19 protein-coding genes are annotated in these 19,707 nt (G+C 61.7%); 16 read left to right on the top strand and 3 right to left on the bottom strand.

All coding sequences use genetic code 11. The features are described from left to right. Positions 1-287 precede the first annotated feature (287 nt). The 14 genes from glyA to AB5Y80_RS15755 all read left to right on the top strand — a co-directional run bounded on the left by glyA (position 288) and on the right by AB5Y80_RS15755 (position 14,552). Positions 288-1,541 (top strand): serine hydroxymethyltransferase, encoded by a 1,254-nt coding sequence (glyA, locus tag AB5Y80_RS15690; RefSeq protein ID WP_010675397.1) that lies wholly within the window; start codon positions 288-290, stop codon positions 1,539-1,541. A gap of 88 nt (positions 1,542-1,629) precedes the next feature. Then, positions 1,630-2,064, top strand: coding sequence for a hypothetical protein (locus AB5Y80_RS15695; RefSeq protein WP_368173169.1), 435 nt, complete (start codon positions 1,630-1,632; stop codon positions 2,062-2,064). 134 nt (positions 2,065-2,198) lie between these two features. Continuing rightward, positions 2,199-2,648, top strand: a complete 450-nt coding sequence (nrdR, locus tag AB5Y80_RS15700; RefSeq protein ID WP_010675395.1) for a transcriptional regulator NrdR — start codon at positions 2,199-2,201, stop codon at positions 2,646-2,648. 277 nt (positions 2,649-2,925) lie between these two features. Next, the gene (gene ribD, locus AB5Y80_RS15705; RefSeq protein ID WP_039040300.1) at positions 2,926-4,035 is read left to right on the top strand and encodes a bifunctional diaminohydroxyphosphoribosylaminopyrimidine deaminase/5-amino-6-(5-phosphoribosylamino)uracil reductase RibD; all 1,110 of its coding nucleotides are present in this window, start codon (positions 2,926-2,928) and stop codon (positions 4,033-4,035) included. A 55-nt stretch (positions 4,036-4,090) separates the two neighbouring features. Then, positions 4,091-4,744 (top strand): riboflavin synthase, encoded by a 654-nt coding sequence (locus tag AB5Y80_RS15710; RefSeq protein WP_041212973.1) that lies wholly within the window; start codon positions 4,091-4,093, stop codon positions 4,742-4,744. Positions 4,745-4,881: 137 nt separating this feature from the next. Next, entirely contained in the window at positions 4,882-5,991 is a 1,110-nt protein-coding gene (gene ribBA, locus AB5Y80_RS15715) for a bifunctional 3,4-dihydroxy-2-butanone-4-phosphate synthase/GTP cyclohydrolase II (RefSeq protein WP_039040299.1), read from the top strand. A gap of 133 nt (positions 5,992-6,124) precedes the next feature. Beyond that, the gene (gene ribE, locus AB5Y80_RS15720; protein WP_010675391.1) at positions 6,125-6,595 is read left to right on the top strand and encodes a 6,7-dimethyl-8-ribityllumazine synthase; all 471 of its coding nucleotides are present in this window, start codon (positions 6,125-6,127) and stop codon (positions 6,593-6,595) included. A 14-nt stretch (positions 6,596-6,609) separates the two neighbouring features. Next, positions 6,610-7,023 carry a transcription antitermination factor NusB gene (nusB, locus tag AB5Y80_RS15725; RefSeq protein WP_010675390.1) on the top strand — a complete coding sequence of 138 codons (414 nt, stop codon included), beginning with the start codon at positions 6,610-6,612 and terminating at the stop codon, positions 7,021-7,023. A gap of 57 nt (positions 7,024-7,080) precedes the next feature. Then, positions 7,081-8,040, top strand: a complete 960-nt coding sequence (gene thiL / locus AB5Y80_RS15730; protein ID WP_182935325.1) for a thiamine-phosphate kinase — start codon at positions 7,081-7,083, stop codon at positions 8,038-8,040. After that, on the top strand, positions 8,037-8,525 hold the full coding sequence (locus AB5Y80_RS15735; RefSeq protein ID WP_010675388.1) for a phosphatidylglycerophosphatase A: 489 nt from the start codon (positions 8,037-8,039) through the stop codon (positions 8,523-8,525). The genes thiL and AB5Y80_RS15735 overlap by 4 nt, the downstream gene beginning before the upstream one ends. Before the next feature lie 646 nt (positions 8,526-9,171). Further along, positions 9,172-10,896, top strand: a complete 1,725-nt coding sequence (locus AB5Y80_RS15740) for an ABC transporter ATP-binding protein (RefSeq protein ID WP_010675387.1) — start codon at positions 9,172-9,174, stop codon at positions 10,894-10,896. Positions 10,897-10,978: 82 nt separating this feature from the next. Continuing rightward, positions 10,979-12,535 (top strand): ABC transporter substrate-binding protein, encoded by a 1,557-nt coding sequence (locus tag AB5Y80_RS15745; RefSeq protein ID WP_010675386.1) that lies wholly within the window; start codon positions 10,979-10,981, stop codon positions 12,533-12,535. 96 nt (positions 12,536-12,631) lie between these two features. Continuing rightward, positions 12,632-13,606: an ABC transporter permease gene (locus AB5Y80_RS15750; protein ID WP_194860084.1), complete on the top strand. Its 975-nt coding sequence runs from the start codon at positions 12,632-12,634 to the stop codon at positions 13,604-13,606. Between the two features lie 4 nt (positions 13,607-13,610). Then, positions 13,611-14,552 (top strand): ABC transporter permease, encoded by a 942-nt coding sequence (locus AB5Y80_RS15755; RefSeq protein ID WP_043153239.1) that lies wholly within the window; start codon positions 13,611-13,613, stop codon positions 14,550-14,552. 221 nt (positions 14,553-14,773) lie between these two features. Here the strand turns inward: AB5Y80_RS15755 and dxs are convergent, their stop codons facing one another. Genes dxs through xseB form a run of 3 tightly spaced genes read right to left on the bottom strand, consistent with a single transcriptional unit; the run spans position 14,774 to position 17,803 of the window. Beyond that, on the bottom strand, positions 14,774-16,639 hold the full coding sequence (gene dxs / locus AB5Y80_RS15760; protein WP_323880015.1) for a 1-deoxy-D-xylulose-5-phosphate synthase: 1,866 nt from the start codon (positions 16,637-16,639) through the stop codon (positions 14,774-14,776). A 21-nt stretch (positions 16,640-16,660) separates the two neighbouring features. Beyond that, positions 16,661-17,551, bottom strand: coding sequence for a (2E,6E)-farnesyl diphosphate synthase (gene ispA / locus AB5Y80_RS15765; RefSeq protein ID WP_368173170.1), 891 nt, complete (start codon positions 17,549-17,551; stop codon positions 16,661-16,663). Next, a complete protein-coding gene (gene xseB / locus AB5Y80_RS15770; protein WP_010675381.1) occupies positions 17,552-17,803 on the bottom strand; it encodes an exodeoxyribonuclease VII small subunit in 252 nt (83 codons plus the stop codon). A gap of 234 nt (positions 17,804-18,037) precedes the next feature. Between xseB and pomA the strand changes: the two genes are divergently transcribed. Continuing rightward, a complete protein-coding gene (gene pomA, locus AB5Y80_RS15775; protein ID WP_029314770.1) occupies positions 18,038-18,796 on the top strand; it encodes a flagellar motor protein PomA in 759 nt (252 codons plus the stop codon). Between the two features lie 10 nt (positions 18,797-18,806). Beyond that, entirely contained in the window at positions 18,807-19,700 is an 894-nt protein-coding gene (locus AB5Y80_RS15780) for a flagellar motor protein MotB (protein WP_042878323.1), read from the top strand. Positions 19,701-19,707 lie beyond the last annotated feature (7 nt).

Raw genomic sequence — 19,707 nt, forward strand, 5'->3', positions numbered from 1 at the left:
GTCCCATGGCCTAAAGATGTTATCTGTTAGTAAATGCTATATCCATGATCTGGCTCTGGTTTCTATCGCCTTGCCCGGGAAGCGGGGACGATCGCTGGAGCCGGATTGCGGGTGTGTGGAGGTCGGGGGGATGAGCGAAGCCAGGGGGCGGGATTCGAAATTTGCGACGTATTTTACATTTTATAAACAATTTTTTGGGTGGTTGGACTGTCTCTTTGATCCAGCTCACGTTACAATGCGCGGGCCCACTTCACCTATCGCGCAAACGATTTTCAGGAGATAAACGGATGTTGAAACGTGACATGACCATCGCCGGCTATGATCCAGAGCTGTGGCAGGCCATCACAGACGAGACCCGTCGTCAGGAAGAGCACATCGAGCTGATTGCGTCCGAGAACTACACCAGCCCCCGCGTCATGGAAGCCCAGGGCTCCCAGTTGACCAACAAGTACGCCGAAGGCTACCCGGCCAAGCGTTACTACGGCGGTTGCGAGTATGTGGATGTGGTTGAAACCCTGGCCATCGAGCGCGCCAAAGAGCTGTTCGGTGCCACCTACGCCAACGTGCAGCCGCACTCCGGCTCCCAGGCCAACAGCGCCGTCTACATGGCCCTGCTGCAACCGGGCGACACCGTGCTCGGCATGAACCTGGCCCACGGCGGTCACCTGACCCACGGCTCCCCCGTCAACTTCTCCGGCAAGCTGTACAACATCATCCCCTACGGCATCGACGAGTCCGGCAAGATCGACTACGACGAGATGGAGCGCCTGGCCGTTGAGCACAAGCCGAAGATGATGATCGGCGGCTTCTCCGCCTACTCCGGCATCGTCGACTGGGCCCGCATGCGCGAAATCGCCGACAAGATCGGTGCTTACCTGTTCGTGGACATGGCCCACGTGGCCGGTCTGATTGCCGCCGGCGTCTACCCGAACCCGGTGCCCCATGCTCACGTGGTCACCTCCACCACTCACAAGACCCTGGCCGGTCCGCGCGGTGGTCTGATCCTCTCCGCCGCCGACGACGAAGATCTGTACAAGAAGCTGAACTCCGCCGTCTTCCCGGGTGGTCAGGGCGGCCCGCTGATGCACGTCATCGCCGGCAAGGCTGTGGCCTTCAAGGAAGCGCTGGAGCCCGAGTTCAAGACCTACCAGGCCCAGGTCGTGAAGAACGCCAAGGCCATGGCGGCGACCTTTATCGAGCGCGGCTACAAGATCGTCTCCGGCGGTACCGACAACCATCTGATGCTGGTTGACCTGATCGGTCGCGAGCTGACTGGCAAAGATGCCGATGCAGCCCTCGGCAAGGCCAACATCACCGTCAACAAGAACTCCGTACCGAACGACCCGCGTTCCCCGTTCGTGACCTCCGGCGTGCGTATCGGCACCCCGGCCATCACCCGCCGCGGCTTCAAGGAAGCCGAGTCCATCCAGTTGGCCAACTGGATCTGCGACGTGCTGGACAGCCACGACAACGAAGAAGTGCTGGCGACCGTGCGCGAGAAGGTGCTGGACATCTGCCGCCGCTTCCCGGTCTACGCATAATCAGCCTGACCTTCAGGTTGAAGACCAATGCCACCTTCGGGTGGCATTGTTTTTTTGCAGCGTCTGGCAAGATGAGACAGAGGTGACCATGTGCAATGACATGGAAGAGGACGTGCTGGAGGCGTCACTGCGGCAGACGGTTCGCGCCCAGTACCACTTTCGCGCCAGCGAACAGGGGCTGCTGGCCTGGGATGTGCGCCGTTTGATCCGGCTGAGCCGCAACCTGCCGGTGCAGGCGGTGGCACTCGGCGAGATTGCCGAGCTTGACCGCGACCACTGGTACGGCCATGGCGACGCCACGCCCACGGTGCGCAGCGTGGTGGCGCATTGCCAGCTCATGATGGCGGCGGATCTCGCCTATCCCATCCTGCTGGACAGCGCCGGTCGGGTGATGGATGGCATGCACCGGGTGGGCAAGGCGCTGATGCTGGGCCACAGCCATGTGGCTGCTCGCCGGTTCGCGGCGGATCCTGCCCCCGATTACCAGGATTGCGACCCCGAGGCGTTGCCCTATGACGACTGAGTCCTGCCCGAAGGTCTGGCTGGTTGTCCCTTGTTTTCATGGGCTTTTACCGGCTCTGGATGGCCGTGTTACACTGGCCGGCCTAGCGCCAGCCCCCGGGGCCCGCGCCCATTTTCATCCACGCCGGAGGTCAGATGCATTGCCCTTTCTGTAGTGCCGTTGATACCAAGGTGATCGATTCCCGTCTGGTGGCCGAGGGCCATCAGGTGCGCCGCCGTCGCGAATGCCTGCTCTGTCACGAGCGTTTTACCACCTTCGAAATGGCCGAACTGGTCATGCCCCGCGTCATCAAGTCCAACGGCTCCCGCGAGCCCTTCAACGAAGACAAGCTGCGGGCCGGCATTCTGCGGGCGCTGGAGAAGCGGCCGGTGAGCATGGAGGCCATCGAGAAGGCGGTCAACCACATCAAGTCCCGCCTGCGGGCCACCGGCGAGCGTGAAGTCGCCTCCCAATTAGTGGGCAATCTGGTGATGGATGAGCTCAAGAGCCTGGACAAGGTGGCCTACATCCGCTTTGCCTCCGTCTACCGCAGCTTTGAAGACATTCGCGAATTCGGGGAAGAGATCGCCAAGCTGGAGAAGTAACGCCGGCCTGTCGCTCCCTATGTGAATAAGAGAGGGGCTGCCGTTGCGGCAGCGCCAGTTGTTACACCAGTGAGACATCCAGATAGCGCATCGTTGCACTGGTGAAAGAGTATGAGGGCGTGCGGCCGCATCCTGCGATGTGTGTGTCCGTCGCCATGGCGTCAGATGCCATGGCCGATCTGCCCGAGAAGGCGTGCGGCAAGCGCGTACACCCTATTTTCTTGTCCCATCGGATGGCCGTGCCACCGGGGACAGGTTGCTGGACACAGGAGCCCGGATGTTTAGTCAAGACGATTACCAATGGATGAGCCGGGCCCTCGAACTGGCCCGGCGCGGCCGTTACACCACGGCCCCCAACCCCTGCGTCGGCGCCGTGCTGGTGAAGGCCGGCGTGGTGGTGGGGGAGGGCTGGCACAAGCGGGCCGGTGAGCCCCATGCCGAGGTCTATGCTCTGCACGCGGCAGGGGAAGAGGCCCGCGGTGCCACCGCCTATGTGACCCTGGAGCCCTGCTCCCATCACGGTCGCACGCCCCCCTGCGCCGAGGCACTCATCAAGGCCGGGGTGACCCGGGTGGTCGCCGCCATGGTGGATCCCAATCCCCAGGTGGGCGGGCGTGGCCTGCGGATGCTCTCCGAGGCGGGGATCAAGACCGATTTCGGCCTGCTGGCCGCAGAAGCCGAGGCCCTCAATCCCGGTTTCTTCAAGCGGATGCGCACCGCGTTTCCGCTGGTGACGGTCAAGCTGGGGGCGAGCCTGGATGGTCGCACCGCCATGGCGAGTGGCGAGAGCCAGTGGATCACCTCTCCGGAGGCGCGCCGGGACGTGCAGCGGCTGCGGGCCCGTCACGATGCGGTCCTCTCCAGCGCCGAAACCGTGCTGGCGGATGGCGCCTCCCTCACCGTGCGCTGGGACGAGCTGCCCCCCTCGGTCAAGGCGGTCTATCCCAAAGAGACCCTGCGCCAGCCGCTGCGGGTCATCGTGGATTCGCAAAACCGGCTCACCCCGGATCTGCCCCTGTTCCAGAGCGAGAGCCCGGTACTGCTGGCCCGCCACAAGGCATCCGGTGAGTGGCCCGCCTGGGTGCAGCAGCTGGAGGTGCCGCTGCTGGATGGCAAGCTGGATCTGGTCAGCCTCTTCATGCTGCTGGCCAAACAGAACGTCAACTCGGTACTGGTGGAGGCGGGGCCACGGCTGTGCGGCGCCCTGCTGGAGAAGGGGCTGGTGGACGAGCTGGTGCTCTATCAGGCGCCCAAACTGATGGGGGATGAGGGGCGCGGCCTGTTCCATCTGCCGGGGCTGACCCGGCTGTTCCAGGCCCCCAAACTCAACCTCAAGGATGTGCGCATGCTTGGCCAGGATATTCGCATCACTGCGAAAATAGCCTGATTTTTCAATGTTCACGGGGGCATCCATCGCCCCCGTCATCAGCAAGGTGATCTGCATGTTTACCGGAATTATCGAAGCGGTGGGAACCCTGGCCGAGCTGCGTCGCCAGGGGGAGGACATGGCCCTCACCGTGCACGCGCCGACCCTGGACTTCAGTGACGTCAAGCTGGGCGACTCCATCGCCACCAACGGCGTCTGTCTCACCGTGGTGGCGCTCGGGGATCACAGCTATACCGCCGACGTCTCCCTGGAGACCCTCTCCCGCACCGGTTTTTCTGCCGCCAAGGTGGGGGATCCGGTCAACCTCGAAAAGGCGCTGATGCCCACCTCCCGCCTCGGCGGCCACCTGGTCTCCGGCCACGTGGACGGCATCGGCGAGGTGAAGAGCAAATCGTCCAGCGGCCGCGCCATCGAATACTGGATCAAGGCGCCGGGGGAGCTCTCCCGCTACATCGCCGAGAAGGGGTCGATTGCGGTGGATGGCATCAGCCTCACCGTCAATGCGGTTCAGGGGGATCTCTTCCGGCTGACCATCGTGCCCCACACCGCCCAGGAGACCACCATCGCCCGCTGGAAACCCGGCTACCGGGTCAACCTCGAGGTCGACCAGATAGCCCGCTATCTGGAGCGGCTGATGACGGGCAAGCGCGAGCAGAGCAGTGCCTCTACCCTGACCCTGGAAAAGCTGGCCCAGTCCGGATTCTTGTGAGCCGTTTTGACGGGAAAACGCGGTTCTGTGATCCCGCGCGGATTGAAACGGGGCCGCGTGCCCCCATCTAGAGCACAATACGCAGTATCAAGTCGAGCCGACTGGCTCAATCCCCAAGCATGTTGATGGAGTAGCCCATGGCGCTGAGCACGACCCAGGAAATCATTGCCGATATCAAGGCTGGCAAGATGGTGATCCTGATGGATGACGAAGACAGGGAGAACGAAGGGGACCTGATCATGGCCGCCTCCTGTGTCCGCCCGGAAGACATCAACTTCATGGCGCGCTACGGTCGTGGCCTCATCTGCCTGACCCTGACCCGGGATCGCTGCAAGCAGCTGGCGCTGCCGCTGATGGTCGATCGCAACAATGCCCAGTTCTCCACCGCCTTCACCGTCTCCATCGAGGCGGCGGAAGGGGTGACCACCGGCATCTCCGCCGCCGACCGCGCCGTCACCGTGCAGGCCGCGGTGGCGCCCCATGCCAAGGCCGCCGATCTGGTGCAGCCCGGCCACATCTTCCCGCTGATGGCGCAGGATGGCGGTGTGCTGACCCGCGCCGGCCACACCGAAGCGGGCTGCGATCTGGCCCGGCTGGCCGGCTTCGAGCCAGCCTCCGTCATCGTCGAGATCCTCAACGAAGACGGCACCATGGCCCGGCGCCCGGATCTCGAGATTTTTGCCGAGCAGCACGGCATCAAGCTCGGCACCATTGCCGACCTTATCGAATACCGCAACCAGCACGAGACCACGGTAGAGAAGGTGGCCGAGTGCAAGTTGCCCACCGAATACGGCGAGTTCGACCTCGTCACCTTCCGCGACACCATCGACAACCAGGTGCACTTCGCCCTGAAGAAAGGGGACGTGAAGGCCGACCAGCCGACCCTGGTACGGGTGCACCTGCACGACGTGCTGAGCGATCTGCTGCTCACCGACCGCCACAGCGCCCGCAGCTGGCCGCTGCCCAAATCCATGGCCCGCATCGCCGACGAGGGCGGGGTGCTGGTGATCCTGGGGGCGGAAGCCCATGGCGCCGAGCTGCTGGCCAGGGTCAAGGGTTTTGAAGCCGCCGACAAGGGGCTGGCACCGGAAGGGGCCAAGTGGCAGGGCACCTCGCGCCGGGTCGGCGTCGGTTCCCAGATCCTCAAGGCGCTGGGGGTCGGCAAGATGCGCCTGTTGAGCTCCCCCAAGAAGTACCATGCCCTCGGTGGCTTTGGTCTGGAAGTGGTGGAGTACGTCGGCGAGTAAGCGCTGCGTACGGTTGAATTCATCACCATGGCCGCCCGTTGCGGCCATGGTTTTTTGTCGCGGCTCTGTTGTGCTAGAATGCGTGCACTTTTGAGCCCGGCCCCTAATTGATTGCACAGAGACAGGATTTCCAATGAAGATTATCGAAGGAAATATCGCCGCTCCCGAGGCGCGTGTTGCTATTGTCGTTGCCCGTTTCAACAGCTTCATCAATGACAGCCTGGTGAACGGCGCGCTGGACGTGCTGAAGCGTCAAGGTCAGGTCCAGGAGAGCAATCTGACCCTGGTGCGCGTACCGGGGGCCGTCGAAATTCCCCTGGCGGCCAAGAAGCTGGCCAAGAGCGGTCAATACGACGCCATCGTCGCACTCGGCACCGTCATCCGCGGCGGTACCTACCACTTCGAACTGGTAGCGAGCGAGAACGGCAAGGGTCTGGCCCAGGTAATGATGGAATACGACATTCCCGTTGCCTTCGGCGTGCTGACCACCGAAAACATTGAACAAGCCATCGAACGCGCCGGTACCAAGGCGGGTAACAAGGGTGCAGAGGCTGCACTGAGCGCGCTCGAAATGATCAACGTCCTGAAACAACTGGACGTGTAACGAGGAGAAATGCATTGAAACCGTCCGAGCGCCGTAAGGCCCGCCATTGCGCCACCCAGGCCATCTACCAGTGGCAGATGACCCAGGCCAACGTGGGCGACATCGAAGAGCAGTTCAAGATCGATCAGGACACCAAGGGTGTGGACCTGAACTATTTCCGCGATCTGCTGTTCGGGGTTGCGGTCCACTGCAACGAGCTGGACAAGGTGTTCGCGCCTTTCCTCTCCCGTCCGCTGGAAGAAGTGGACATGGTGGACAAGGCGATCCTGCGTCTGGCGACCTACGAGCTGACCCGTCGTGAAGATGTGCCGCCGCGCGTGGTGATCAACGAAGCGATCGAGCTGGCCAAAGCCTTCGCCGCCGATGACAGCCACAAGTTTGTCAACGGCGTCCTGGACAAGGTGATCAAGACGCTGCCCAAGCGCTGATCCTGCTGTCCGTCAGCAATTAAGAGAGGAGCCAGCTTATTGCTGGCTTTTTACTGTATGGGTGAATTTGAGCTGATTGAGAAGTACTTCAAGGTCCCCCACGCCCGCAAGGACGTGGTGATGGGCCCTGGAGATGACTGTGCCCTGCTGACCCTGCCCCCCGACGCCCAGTTGGCGGTGAGCACGGACACCCTGGTGAGCGGCGTGCACTTCTTCCCCGACATGGATCCGGTGGATCTCGGCTACAAGGCGCTGGCGGTCAATCTCTCCGATCTGGCCGCCATGGGGGCCGAGCCGCGCTGGGTCTCCCTGGCCCTGACCCTGCCCGCCATCAACGAGCGCTGGGTCGCCGGTTTCGCCGAAGGGTTCCTCGAGCTCGCCGAGTACTACAACGTGGCGCTGGTGGGGGGAGACATGACCCGCGGGCCCCTCTCCATCACCGTCTCGGTGAAAGGATCGGTCCCGGCAGGTCGCGCCCTGATGCGCAGCGGCGCCAAGGCCGGTGATGGGGTCTACGTGACCGGTACCCTGGGAGATGCCGCCCTGGCGCTCTCCCACCTGCTGGGCAAGCGCACCCTCAACGAGAACCAGCTGGCGGCCGTGCTGCCGCGCCTCGACCATCCCCATCCCCGCATCCTGGCCGGTCAGGCCCTGCGCGGGCTGGCAAGCAGCGCCCTGGATCTCTCCGACGGCCTGGCGTCCGATCTCGGCCACATCCTCAAGGCGTCCGGCGTGCGGGCCCAGATCGATCTCAATCTGCTGCCCCTCTCCCCCGTGTTGCAGGATGCGGTGCCGGTCATGGATGCCTGGCAGCTGGCCCTGGCCGGGGGCGACGACTACGAGCTCTGCTTCACCGTGCCCCAGGAGCATCACGGTGCCCTGGACACGGCGCTGGCCAATTGTGGCGTGAAGTTCACCCGCATCGGTCGCATCCTGGCCGGGGAGCCTGGCATCGACTACCTGCAGGACGAACAACCCGTCGAACTGCACCTCAAGGGCTGGGATCACTTCGCATGATGTCTTTCAAGATAAAGCCCGAGCTGACGCGGCTGAACCTTAAAAACCCGCTCCACTTTCTGGCGGTGGGCTTTGGCTCCGGCCTCTCCCCCAAGGCGCCGGGCACCATGGGGACCCTGGCAGCCATCCCGCTCTATCTCTTGGTGAGCGGGCTGCCGACCTCCTGGTTCATCGCCCTGCTGGTGGTGGGTTTCGTGGCGGGCATCCGCATCTGCCAGAGCGCCACCGACGCCATCGGGATGCCGGATCACGGGGCCATCGTCTGGGACGAGGTCATCGGATTCGGGGTCACCATGATTGCGGCCCCGGCCGGCTGGGAGTGGGTGCTGGCGGGCTTCGTGCTGTTTCGCCTGTTCGACGTGCTCAAGCCCTGGCCCATCTCCTGGTTCGATCGCCGCATTCACGGCGGGCTTGGCATCATGCTGGACGATCTCATCGCCGGCCTGTTCGCCCTGGCCTGCATGCAACTGCTTGCCCACTGGTGAGGGGAGGCGGCTCCCAAACGCCCTCTCGCTGTTTTTTCACTCCTCTCCACTTGCAAAGAGGTCGGATATACCGCACACGCAGGCCCTGAGGGGCCTGCGTTTTTTTGTATGCAATCCCTCCCGGCTTGCCGTGCCGGCGGGCCTGTGGCCCAGGTTGATCCTTCTGCATTGTCCCTATTTAGCTCTGCCTATTTTTCCTTACTCCGGATATGCTGCCGTCAAAAAATCATTTCACATAAATATTCACTACTCATTCGAAGCTGGTCAGCATAATGCTGATAGTGAATAAGATTGTTTGTTGCTATTTTGTTGAAACATAATTGGTTGATGGTCTCGCATTGCCAGCGTAATCTCTAGTAATGTGACTTTTATCGACATTTTAACCCCAGGGTGCCGGCATTCTCTGGGCAAAGTATTGCGAAATTGTATAACTGGATCATTTACACCCGCGGGCAAACCGACTAACTTACTCGCGGGTTATTCCAAAAAAATGCAAAAAACCCGCCCGGATCGCTGGTTTGGCTGCCTCATGGATTGAGCGTTAATTACACAACAACGGCTCTCGAGCAGTACCAAGGCACAACCAGCATCTGCGGCTGATTTACGGACGAATTATTTGGGACGGATGTCCCCCGCAGAGGTAACCATGTCCTTGCTTGAAGTCAAAAACTTGCGGATCGAGTACCCCTCCCGCTACGGGGTGCTTGCCGCGGTCAAGGATCTCTCTTTTTCTGTTGAAAAGGGCGAGATCGTCGGCGTCGTCGGTGAGTCCGGCGCTGGCAAATCCACCATCGGCAACGCCGTCATCGATCTGTTGAGCCCGCCCGGTCGCATCGCCCGTGGTGACATCTACCTCAACGGCGAGCTCATCTCCGGCAAGAGCCAGAACGAGATGCGGGCCATTCGCGGCTCGCGCATCGGTTTCATCTTCCAGGATCCCATGACCTCCCTCAACCCGCTGTTCACCGTGGAGCAGCAGCTGGTGGAGACCATCCTCGCCAACACCGACCTGTCTCGCGAGGCGGCCTTTGCCAAGGCCCTCGAGCTGATGGGGGCGGTGGGGATCCCGAACCCGGACGTGCGCATCAAGCAGTATCCTCACCAGTTCTCCGGTGGCATGCGCCAGCGGGTGGTGATCGCCATCGCCCTCTCCGGGGATCCCGAGCTCATCATCGCCGATGAGCCGACCACGGCGCTGGACGTCTCCATCCAGGATCAGATCCTCCAGCTCATCCGCAACCTGTGCAAAGAGCGCCAGGTAGGCTGCATGCTGGTGACCCATGACATGGGGGTGGTCTCCAACGTCACCGACAAGGTGGCGGTGATGTACCGCGGCGATCTGGTGGAGTTCGGCACCACCGAACAGGTGCTGGGCCGCCCCAATCACCCCTATACCCGCAGCCTCATCTCGGCGGTGCCCCGCTCGGATGTGAAGCTGGTGCGCTTCCCCCTGGTCTCCTATATCGAGGATGCCGGTGCGGCGGATACCAGCATCGATCTCAAGACCCACTGGCTCGGCCAGAGTCAGGACGAGCGCACCTATGAAGGCGCGCTGCTGCGGGTGGAGAACGTGGATCTGAAGTTCGTCACCAAGGATTCCATCTTCCCGAGCCGCCGCCAGTACGTGCGCGCCTGCAACAACATCAGCTTCGAGATCTTCGAGGGTGAGACTTTCGGTCTGGTGGGGGAGTCGGGCTCCGGCAAATCCACCATCGCCCGTGCCATCACCGGGCTCTATCCGCCCGACACCGGCAAGATTGTCTTCGAGGGGATCGATCTCACCGCCCTGAAAGGGGAGCACGAGCGTCGTCCCCTGCGCCGCCAGATGCAGATGGTGTTCCAGAACCCGTACTCTTCGATGAACCCGCGCATGAAGGTGCGTGACATCATCGCCGAGCCGATCCGCTTCCACCGCCTCGCCGAGAGCGAGCGGCAGATAGAGCAGATCGTCGGGGACCTGCTGGATCACGTGGGTCTGGGCCGCGGCGCCGGGGTCAAGTATCCCCACGAGTTCTCCGGTGGCCAGCGCCAGCGCATCTCCATTGCCCGCGCCCTGGCGACCCGCCCGCGCTTCCTCATCTGCGACGAGCCGACCTCGGCGCTGGATGTCTCGGTGCAGGCCCAGATCCTCAACCTGCTCAAAGACTTGCAACAGGAGCTTGGGCTCACCATGCTGTTCATCAGTCACGATCTGCCGGTCATCCGCCAGATGTGCGACCGCATCGGTGTGATGCAGCACGGTCATCTGGTGGAAGTGGCCGAGACCGAGAAACTGTTCACTAATGCCGAGCATGAGTACAGCCGCAAGCTGATCTCCCTCATGCCGGAATTCAAGGGAATGTCCCGCGAGGGGCTGGAGATCGCAAGCTAGGAAAGCCGAGTCAGGAAAAAGGCTTCGCCGATCTGTTTGTCAAAAAAAGTGTCAATAAAAAGCCAAAAGCATGGAGAAAGACATGAAGAAAGGATTATCCAAGATCGCCATGGCGCTGTTCGCCGCTGGTCTCGCGTTCAACGTTTCTGCTGCCGACATCAAGGTCGCCGTCGCGTCCGACGCCACCTCTCTGGACCCGCAGGAGCAGCTCTCCGGTCAGACCCTGGAGATGTCTCACCTGGTGTTCGACCCCCTGATGCGTTACACCCAGGATCTGCAGTTCGAGCCGCGTCTGGCCGAGAAGTATGAGCGCATCGACGACAAGACCGTCCGTTTCCACCTGCGCAAGGGTGTGAAGTTCCACTCCGGCAACGACTTCACCGCCGATGACGTGGTATGGACCGTCAACCGTCTGAAGGCCTCCCCGGACTTCAAGGCGATCTTCGACCCCATCGCCGAAGCCAAGAAGGTGGATGATTTCACCGTGGATCTCGTCACCGCCAAGCCGTTCCCGCTGGTGCTGCAGACCGTCACCTACATCTTCCCGATGGACTCCAAGTTCTATAGCGGCAAGACCGAGGCGGGCAAGGACAAGGCCGAGATCGTGAAGAACGGTGACTCCTTCGCCTCCACCAATGTCTCCGGTACCGGTCCGTTCAGCGTCAAGTTCCGCGAGCAGGGCGTGAAGTTGGAATACGTGCGCAACGCCAACTACTGGGACAAGGCCTCCAAGGGCAACGTCGAAAACCTGACCGTGGTACCGATCAAGGAAGACGCCACCCGTGTTGCAGCCCTGCTGGGCGGCGACGTGGACATGATCTACCCGGTTGCCCCGAACGATCTGGAGCGCGTGAAGAACGGCAAGGATTCCCAGCTGGTCACCCTGTCCGGTACTCGTGCCATCATCATCGAGCTGAACCAGAACACCAACCCGGCGCTGAAAGACAAGCGCGTGCGTCAGGCGATCAACTACGCCATCAACCAGGTGGGCATCGTCGACAAGATCAACAAGGGCTTCGGTACCCCGGCCGGCCAGCTGAGCCCGAAAGGCTACGCAGGCTACAACGAGGCGCTCAAGCCCCAGTATGATCTGGCCAAGGCCAAGGAGCTGATGAAGGAAGCCGGTTACGAGAAGGGCTTCAAGATGAGCTTCATCTCCCCGGCTGCCCGCTACGTCAACGACGTCAAGATTGCCCAGGCTGTCTCCGCCATGCTGTCCAAGATCAACATCAAGGTGGATCTGAAGACCATGCCGGTGGCCCAGTACTGGCCGGAGTTTGACAAGTGCGCCGCTGACATGCAGCTGATCGGCTGGCACTCCGACACCGAAGACAGTGCGAACTTCTTCGAGTTCCTGACCTTCACCAAGGATGCCAAGACCGGCATGGGTCAGTACAACTGCGGCGGTTATGCCAACGCAGAAGCTGACAAGATGGTGATGGAAGCCAACACCGAGACCGATCCTGCCAAGCGTGCCGCCATCCTGCAGAAGGTGGAAGCCATGCTGATCGACGACGCTGCCTATGTGCCGCTGCACTGGGAAGACCTGGCCTATGGCGCCAAGAAGAACGTCGACATCAAGCCGGTGGTCAACGTGATGAACTTCCCTTATCTGGGTGACCTGGTGGTCAACAAGTAAGCGAAGCGTTTAAGGAAGGACCCGGCGGGGCACCCATGGTTGCCCCGCCATTAACAGAAGCCTGTGCCAAGACACAGGCCACGTAGAAGGACAAGCATGTTTACATTCCTGCTGAAACGGTTCTATCAGGCCGTGATAGTGATGTTCGTCATCAGCCTGGTCGCCTTCTCCATCCAGGACAACCTGGGGGATCCGCTGCGCGAGCTGGTGGGACAATCCGTCTCCGAGTCCGTGCGCCAGGAGCTGCGCGACAAGATGGGACTCAATGATCCCTTCCTCGTGAAATACAGCCGCTTCTTGAAGAACGCGGTACACGGGGATCTGGGCACTTCCTATTTCTTCAAGCGACCAGCCCTCGAGGTTATCCTCGACAAGCTGGTGGCTACCCTTGAGCTGGTGTTTGCCGCCGCGCTCATCATCGTCGTGGTCTCCATTCCGCTGGGGGTTTATTCGGCGATAAGACCGCGCAGCATCCTCACCAAGTTCATCATGGCGGTGAGCAGCATCGGCATCTCGATCCCGGTCTTCCTGACCGCCATCATGCTGATGTACCTCTTCTCCATCCAGCTGGGCTGGCTGCCGGCCTATGGCCGTGGCGAGACCTACAACCTGCTGGGCTGGGAGTCGGGCTTCTTCACCTGGGACGGTATCCTGCACCTGGTGCTGCCTGCGGTCTCCCTCTCCTCCATCATGCTGCCGCTGTTCATCCGGCTGGTGCGCTCGGAGATGCTGGAGCAGCTCTCCTCCGAGTACGTCAAGTTTGCCCGTGCCAAGGGGCTGGACAACAACAAGGTCTACTACCAGCACGCCCTGAAGAACACCATGCTGCCGGTCATCACGGTGGGCGGTGTGCAGATCGGGACCATGGTGGCCTACACCATCCTGACCGAGAGCGTGTTCCAGTGGCCGGGGACCGGCTTCCTGTTCCTTGAGGCGATCCACCGGGTCGATACGCCGCTGATCACCGCCTACGTCATCTTCGTCGGCCTCATTTTCGTGGTGACCAATACCCTGGTCGACCTGCTCTACGGGTTGATCAACCCGACCGTCAACCTGACCGCCAAGGGGTAAGCACATGAGTAACGCAGTGACTGCGAGCCCGAGTCGTTGGGCACGTTTCAAAAATTCCGACATCGTCTACTACTTCCTGCGGGACAAGGTAGCCATGTTCAGCTTTGCGGTGTTTGTGGTCTTCGTGCTGGCGGCTCTGCTGGCACCCTGGATCGCACCGCACAACGTCTATGACCAGACCAGCTTCGATCTGATGGATGCGGAGCTGCCCCCCTCCTGGCTGGAAGGGGGCGAGGCCCGCTTCTGGCTCGGGACCGACAACCAGGGACGCGACATCTGGAGCACCATCCTCTATGGCGCCCGCATCTCGCTGACCATTGGTCTGTTCGCGGTGGGGCTGCAGCTGGTGCTCGGTATCGTCATCGGTCTGATGGCCGGTTACTTTGGTGGTCGCATCGACAACCTGCTGATGCGCTTTGCCGATGTGCAGCTGTCGTTCTCCACCATGATGGTGGCGATCATCATCTCCGCCATCTTCCAGGCGACCTTTGGCTCCGAGTTCTACTCGAAGTTCGCCATCCTGATGCTGGTGGTGATCATCGGTATCGCCGAGTGGCCCCAGTATGCCCGGACGGTGCGCGCCTCCGTGCTGGCGGAGAAGAAGAAGGAGTATGTGGAAGCGGCTCAGGTGATGGGGTTCCGCGCCCCGCGCATCATGTTCCGCCACATTCTGCCGAACTGCCTGTCACCCATCCTGGTCATCTCCACCGTGCAGGTGGCGAACGCCATCATGAGCGAGGCGGCCCTCTCCTTCCTGGGTCTGGGGATGCCGGTGGATCAACCGTCCCTGGGGTCGCTCATCAGCGTGGGCTTCAACTACATCTTCTCCGGGTCCTGGTGGATCACCGCCTTCCCGGGTCTCTGCCTGGTGGTGCTGGTGCTGGTGATCAACCTGCTGGGTGACTGGCTGCGGGATGTGTTCAACCCGAAGATCTACAAGGGCTGATAAACCTCTCCACGAACTGGCTGCGAGGCCGTGATCAAGGTTCATGTGCTGCTCGCTTATGTGGAATCAAGGAGTGCTCATGTATGTCTCGGTTCCTGAGCGGCTTGTAACCTTGTTGACGGCCTTCTCGCGACAGTATCTGAACAGGGTTGGTCTGGCACAGTGAATAACAAAAAAGGGCGCCATCAGGCGCCCTTTTTTGTTGCTTGCGATAACCCTTGTCAGGCCTGCAGCCAGCTCTCGATGCGGGTCTGAATGCCCACGCTGTCCAGCCCCAGCAGGGCGTAGATCTCATCCTGGGTGCCCTGCTCGATGAAGCGGTCCGGCAGGCCGAGGTTGAGCACCGGTTTGCACTGCTTGCAGCCCATCAGCAGCTCGTTCACCGCAGAGCCTGCACCGCCCATGACGGCGTTGTCCTCGAGGGTGACGAACTGATCGTGGGAGGCGGCCAGAGAGAGCACCAGCGCCTCGTCCATGGGTTTGACGAAGCGCATGTCCACCAGGGTAGCATCCAGCGCCTCGGCGGCTGTTCTGGCCTGTTGCAGCAGGGTGCCGAACGCCAGGATGGCGGTCCCCTTGCCCTCACGAACGACACGTCCCTTGCCGAGGGGCAGGGCCTGCATCTCGCTCTCGGCCTGGATACCGGTGCCGCTGCCACGAGGGTAGCGCACCGCCGCTGGCCCGTTGCACAGATAGCCGGTGTAGAGCATCTGGCGGCACTCGTTCTCGTCGGACGGGGTCATTACCACCATGTTGGGCACGGTGCGCAGGAAGCTGATGTCGAACGCCCCCTGATGGGTCGGGCCGTCGGCCCCCACCAGACCGGCCCGGTCGATGGCGAAGAGCACCGGCAGGTTCTGCAGCGCCACGTCGTGGATAAGCTGGTCATAGGCCCGCTGCAGGAAGCTCGAATAGATGGCGACCACGGGTTTCTGGTCGGCGATGGCGAGACCGGCGGCGAAGGTGACCGCATGTTGCTCGGCGATGGCCACGTCGAAGTAGCGATCCGGATATTGCTGGCTGAATTTCACCAGACCGGAGCCTTCGCGCATGGCGGGGGTGATGCCGACCACGCGCTCGTCCTTGGCGGCGATGTCGCACAGCCACTGACCGAAGATGGCGGAGAAGGTGGGTTTGCCACCGGCGCTCTTGGGCAGGGCACAGTCATCCGGGTTGAATTTGGGGACGGCGTGATAGCCAATGGGATCTTTTTCCGCTGGCTCGTAGCCCTTGCCCTTCTTGGTCTTGACGTGCAGCAGCTGGGGACCCTTGAGATTGCGCATGTTGCGCAGGGTTTCGACCAGGGCATGGATGTCGTGACCGTCGATGGGGCCGATGTAGTTGAAGCCGAACTCCTCGAACAGGGTGCCAGGAACCACCATGCCCTTGAGGTGCTCCTCGGCCCGCTTGGCGAGCTCCTTGACCGGCGGCAGCCCCGCCAGCACCTTCTTGCCCCCCTCGCGAATGGTGGTGTAGAGCTTGCCGGACATCAGCCTGGCGAGGTGATTGTTCAGGGCCCCCACGTTCTCGGAGATGGACATCTCGTTGTCGTTGAGCACCACCAGCATGTCCTTGTGGACGTCGCCGGCGTGATTGAGGGCCTCGAAGGCCATGCCGGCGGTGATGGCGCCGTCACCGATAACCGCGACCACCTTGCGGCCAAGCCCTTCACTCTCGGCCGCCACCGCCATGCCGAGCGCCGCCCCGATGGAGGTGCTGGAGTGACCCACGCTGAGCACGTCGTACTCGCTCTCTTCCCGCCAGGGGAAGGGGTGCAGGCCATCTTTCTGGCGAATGGTGTGAATGCGCTCCCGTCGTCCGGTCAGGATCTTGTGGGGATAGGCCTGGTGGCCCACGTCCCACACCAGCCGATCGAAGGGGGTGTTGTAGACATAGTGCAGGGCGACCGTCAGCTCGACGGTGCCAAGGCCGGAGGCGAAGTGGCCGCTGGAGCGGCTCACCGAGCGCAGCAGATACTCGCGCAGCTCGTTGCACACCACGGGCAGCCGCTCGAAGGGGAGGGATCGCAAATCGACCGGCGTGTCTGCGAGGGCCAGGTTGGGGAAATCGCTAATATCAACGCTCATATTGTTACTGTTATCCAGCGTTTAGTGGGTTCGCTCGATGATGTAATCGGCAAACGCTTCCAGAATGTCGGTATTGTAGGGCAAGGATTGCAGGGCTGTTAAGGCCTTGTCATGCAGTTCGCGAGCCAGCTCACGGGCATTGTCGAGTCCGAGCAGGGCCGGATAGGTACTCTTTTCCAGCGCCAGATCCGAGCCTTGCGGCTTGCCCAGGGTGGCAGTATCGCCCGTGATGTCGAGGATGTCGTCCTGCACCTGGAAGGCGAGTCCGATGGCGGCGGCATAGGTTTGCAGGGCGGTGAGGGTGGCGGGTTCCACGTCAGCCTTGCACAGGGCGCCGAGGGTCACGGCGCACTCGATGAGGGCCCCGGTCTTGTGGCGGTGCACCTGCTCCAGCTCGGCGAGGCTGATCCGGCGCCCTTCGGCGTCCAGATCCAGTGCCTGACCGCCACACATGCCGAGATAGCCGGACGCGCGAGCCAGGGCACTCAGCATCCGCACCCGGTTGGCCATCAATGTATCGGGCATGGGGTGGTCGGCCAGAATGGAAAACGCCAGGGTCTGCAGGGCATCGCCCGCCAGGATGGCTGTGCCTTCATCGAAGGCCTTGTGTACGGTGGGCTGACCACGACGCAGGTCGTCGTCGTCCATGGCGGGCAAGTCGTCGTGCAGGAGGGAGTATGCGTGAATGCACTCCACGGCGGCGGCGGGGCCATCCAGCAGTTCGCTCTTGACGCCCAGCATCTCGCCGACGGCATAGACCAGGAAGGGGCGCACCCGCTTTCCGCCGAGCAGCAGGCCGTATTTCATCGCGTCCCGCAGGCGTGGCGCCATGGTGGGCAGGGCGTCAAGCTGTGCCGAGAGGCAGTCGTCGATGCGGCGCCGATGCAGGCGGGAGAAATCGTCCAGGGTCACTCACTCCTCTCCTTGTTCTGCTCGAAAGGGGACCGCTTGCTCGCTGCCATCGGCCTGGGTCAGGAGGATCTGGATCTTCTGCTCGGCCTGTTCCAGCTTCTGCTGGCCGGCGCGCACCAGATGGATGCCCTGTTCGAATTGTTTGAGTGCCTCCTCGAGGGGGAGCGAGCCCTGTTCGAGTTGATGCACTATGGTTTCCAGCTCTTCCAGGGTGGCATCAAAACTCAGACGGTCGATTTTTTTACTGGCCATGTCCATCCTCGGGGATTGAAAAAAACGGCTCATCTTAACATCGACCGGCCACAGGGGGGAGGCAGAAAAACGCGGCGTCCTCAAACTATCCTGACCCTGGCCGATAAGAACGGGCATGCAACCACGCATTGCCGATCGGCGATTGCGGTGTACCGGGCTTGCTGCCGGGGACGCAATAGCAGAAAATTCAACGCAATATAATGAGACGGCACGTTCGGCGACAGGAGTAGGGATGTGGATTTAGGGAGTCTGATAGGCTTAGTGCTGGGGTTCGGGGTCGTGGTGTACGGCATGTTGCTGGGCGGCCCCATGAGCATGTATGTGGACATGCCATCGGTCTACATCACCATACTGGGGTCCGTGTTCATCTGCATGATGAAGTTCAACCTCGGTCAGTTTCTGATGGCCTTCAAGGTCGCGGGCAAGGCCTTCATGTACAAGGGGGACAAGCTCGACGATCTCATCACCAAGGCGGTGGAACTGGCGGATGCGGCCCGCAAGGGGGGCTTTCTGGCCCTGGAGGCGGCGGAGATCCCCAATACCTTCATGAAGAAGGGCATCGACATGCTGGTGGACGGCCATGATGCCGACGTGGTGCGTGCGGTGATGGAGAAGGACATCGAACTGACGTCCGAGCGTCACGCCACGGCCATCAAGGTGTTCCGCTCCCTGGGGGATCTCGGTCCGGCCATGGGCATGATCGGTACCCTGGTGGGGTTGGTGGCCATGCTGGCCAACATGAGCGACCCCAAATCCATCGGTCCGGCCATGGCGGTGGCCTTGCTGACGACCCTGTATGGCGCCATCGAGGCCAACATGATTGCCATCCCCATCGCGGACAAGCTGGAACTGCGCAGCGGCGAGGAACAGTTGAGTCGCACCCTGATCCTCGACGCCATCATGGGGATCCAGGATGGACAGAACCCGAGGGTGATCCAGGCCATGTTGCAGAACTACCTGAATCAGTCCAAACGCAACAACGGGACCGAATAGGAGCGCGCAGATGGCAAAGTGCAAGTGCCCGCCTCCCGGATTGCCCGGTTACATGGGAACCTTCGCGGATCTCATGTCCCTGCTGATGTGCTTCTTCGTGCTCTTGCTCTCCTTTGCCGAGATGGATGTGCAGAAGTTCAAGCAGATCGCCGGTTCCATGGAGAAGGCGTTCGGGGTGCAGAACATCCTGGAGGTCAAGGATATCCCCAAGGGAACCTCCGTCATCGCCCAAGAGTTTCGTCCTGGTCGCCCCGAGCCGACGCCTATTGACACCATCATGCAGCAGACCATCGACATGACCCAGACCGAGCTGGATTTCCAGCCTGGGGATGCGGACAAGGCGGGTGGACATGACAAGACCGAAGGCCAGCAGAGCGGTGGCGATACCGCCCAGGAAGCCCAGAAGGCGCAGGAACAGTCCAACACTCTAGCCAAGGCTCTGGCGGAGCAGATGCAGGCCCAGATCCAGGATGGGGCCATCGAGATAGAGGCGCTGGGCCAGCAGATCATCATTCGCATTCGCGAGAAAGCGGCGTTCCCGGCGGGATCCGCCTTCCTGCAACCCCAGTTCTGGCCGGTGATCCGCAAGGTGGCTGCACTGCTCAAGGATGTGCCGGGGGAGATCACCGTCTCCGGCCACACCGACAATGTGGCCACCGAGGACGAGTTGTTCCAGTCCAACTGGGAGCTTTCATCCCAGCGGGCGGTGGCGGTTGCCCACCAGATGATCAAGGTGCCCGGTTTTGACGGCAATCGTCTGGTGGTGCAAGGGATGGCGGATTCCCAGCCGCTGGTGCCCAACAACAGCCCGGAGAATCGGCGCATGAACCGACGTGTCGAGATCGCCATCATGCAGGGCAAACCGACGGTGTCGGCTCCGCTTGGCGTCTCGGAATCCAAGTAACGCTGGC

It is taken from the genome of Aeromonas sp. R2-1 (assembly GCF_040908425.1).
Taxonomy (GTDB): domain Bacteria; phylum Pseudomonadota; class Gammaproteobacteria; order Enterobacterales; family Aeromonadaceae; genus Aeromonas; species Aeromonas caviae.

Bases quoted from the DNA above. Each gene is read 5' to 3' on its own strand.
- AB5Y80_RS15755 (WP_043153239.1), top strand. From the start codon at position 13,611: ATGAGTAACGCAGTGACTGCGAGCCCGAGTCGTTGGGCACGTTTCAAA.
- AB5Y80_RS15735 (WP_010675388.1), top strand. From the start codon at position 8,037: ATGATGTCTTTCAAGATAAAGCCCGAGCTGACGCGGCTGAACCTTAAA.
- ribE (WP_010675391.1), top strand. From the start codon at position 6,125: ATGAAGATTATCGAAGGAAATATCGCCGCTCCCGAGGCGCGTGTTGCT.
- AB5Y80_RS15750 (WP_194860084.1), top strand. From the start codon at position 12,632: ATGTTTACATTCCTGCTGAAACGGTTCTATCAGGCCGTGATAGTGATG.
- AB5Y80_RS15745 (WP_010675386.1), top strand. From the start codon at position 10,979: ATGAAGAAAGGATTATCCAAGATCGCCATGGCGCTGTTCGCCGCTGGT.
- AB5Y80_RS15695 (WP_368173169.1), top strand. From the start codon at position 1,630: ATGTGCAATGACATGGAAGAGGACGTGCTGGAGGCGTCACTGCGGCAG.
- thiL (WP_182935325.1), top strand. From the start codon at position 7,081: ATGGGTGAATTTGAGCTGATTGAGAAGTACTTCAAGGTCCCCCACGCC.
- dxs (WP_323880015.1), bottom strand. From the start codon at position 16,639: ATGAGCGTTGATATTAGCGATTTCCCCAACCTGGCCCTCGCAGACACG.
- ribD (WP_039040300.1), top strand. From the start codon at position 2,926: ATGTTTAGTCAAGACGATTACCAATGGATGAGCCGGGCCCTCGAACTG.
- AB5Y80_RS15710 (WP_041212973.1), top strand. From the start codon at position 4,091: ATGTTTACCGGAATTATCGAAGCGGTGGGAACCCTGGCCGAGCTGCGT.
- glyA (WP_010675397.1), top strand. From the start codon at position 288: ATGTTGAAACGTGACATGACCATCGCCGGCTATGATCCAGAGCTGTGG.
- xseB (WP_010675381.1), bottom strand. From the start codon at position 17,803: ATGGCCAGTAAAAAAATCGACCGTCTGAGTTTTGATGCCACCCTGGAA.
- ribBA (WP_039040299.1), top strand. From the start codon at position 4,882: ATGGCGCTGAGCACGACCCAGGAAATCATTGCCGATATCAAGGCTGGC.
- nrdR (WP_010675395.1), top strand. From the start codon at position 2,199: ATGCATTGCCCTTTCTGTAGTGCCGTTGATACCAAGGTGATCGATTCC.
- AB5Y80_RS15780 (WP_042878323.1), top strand. From the start codon at position 18,807: ATGGCAAAGTGCAAGTGCCCGCCTCCCGGATTGCCCGGTTACATGGGA.
- AB5Y80_RS15740 (WP_010675387.1), top strand. From the start codon at position 9,172: ATGTCCTTGCTTGAAGTCAAAAACTTGCGGATCGAGTACCCCTCCCGC.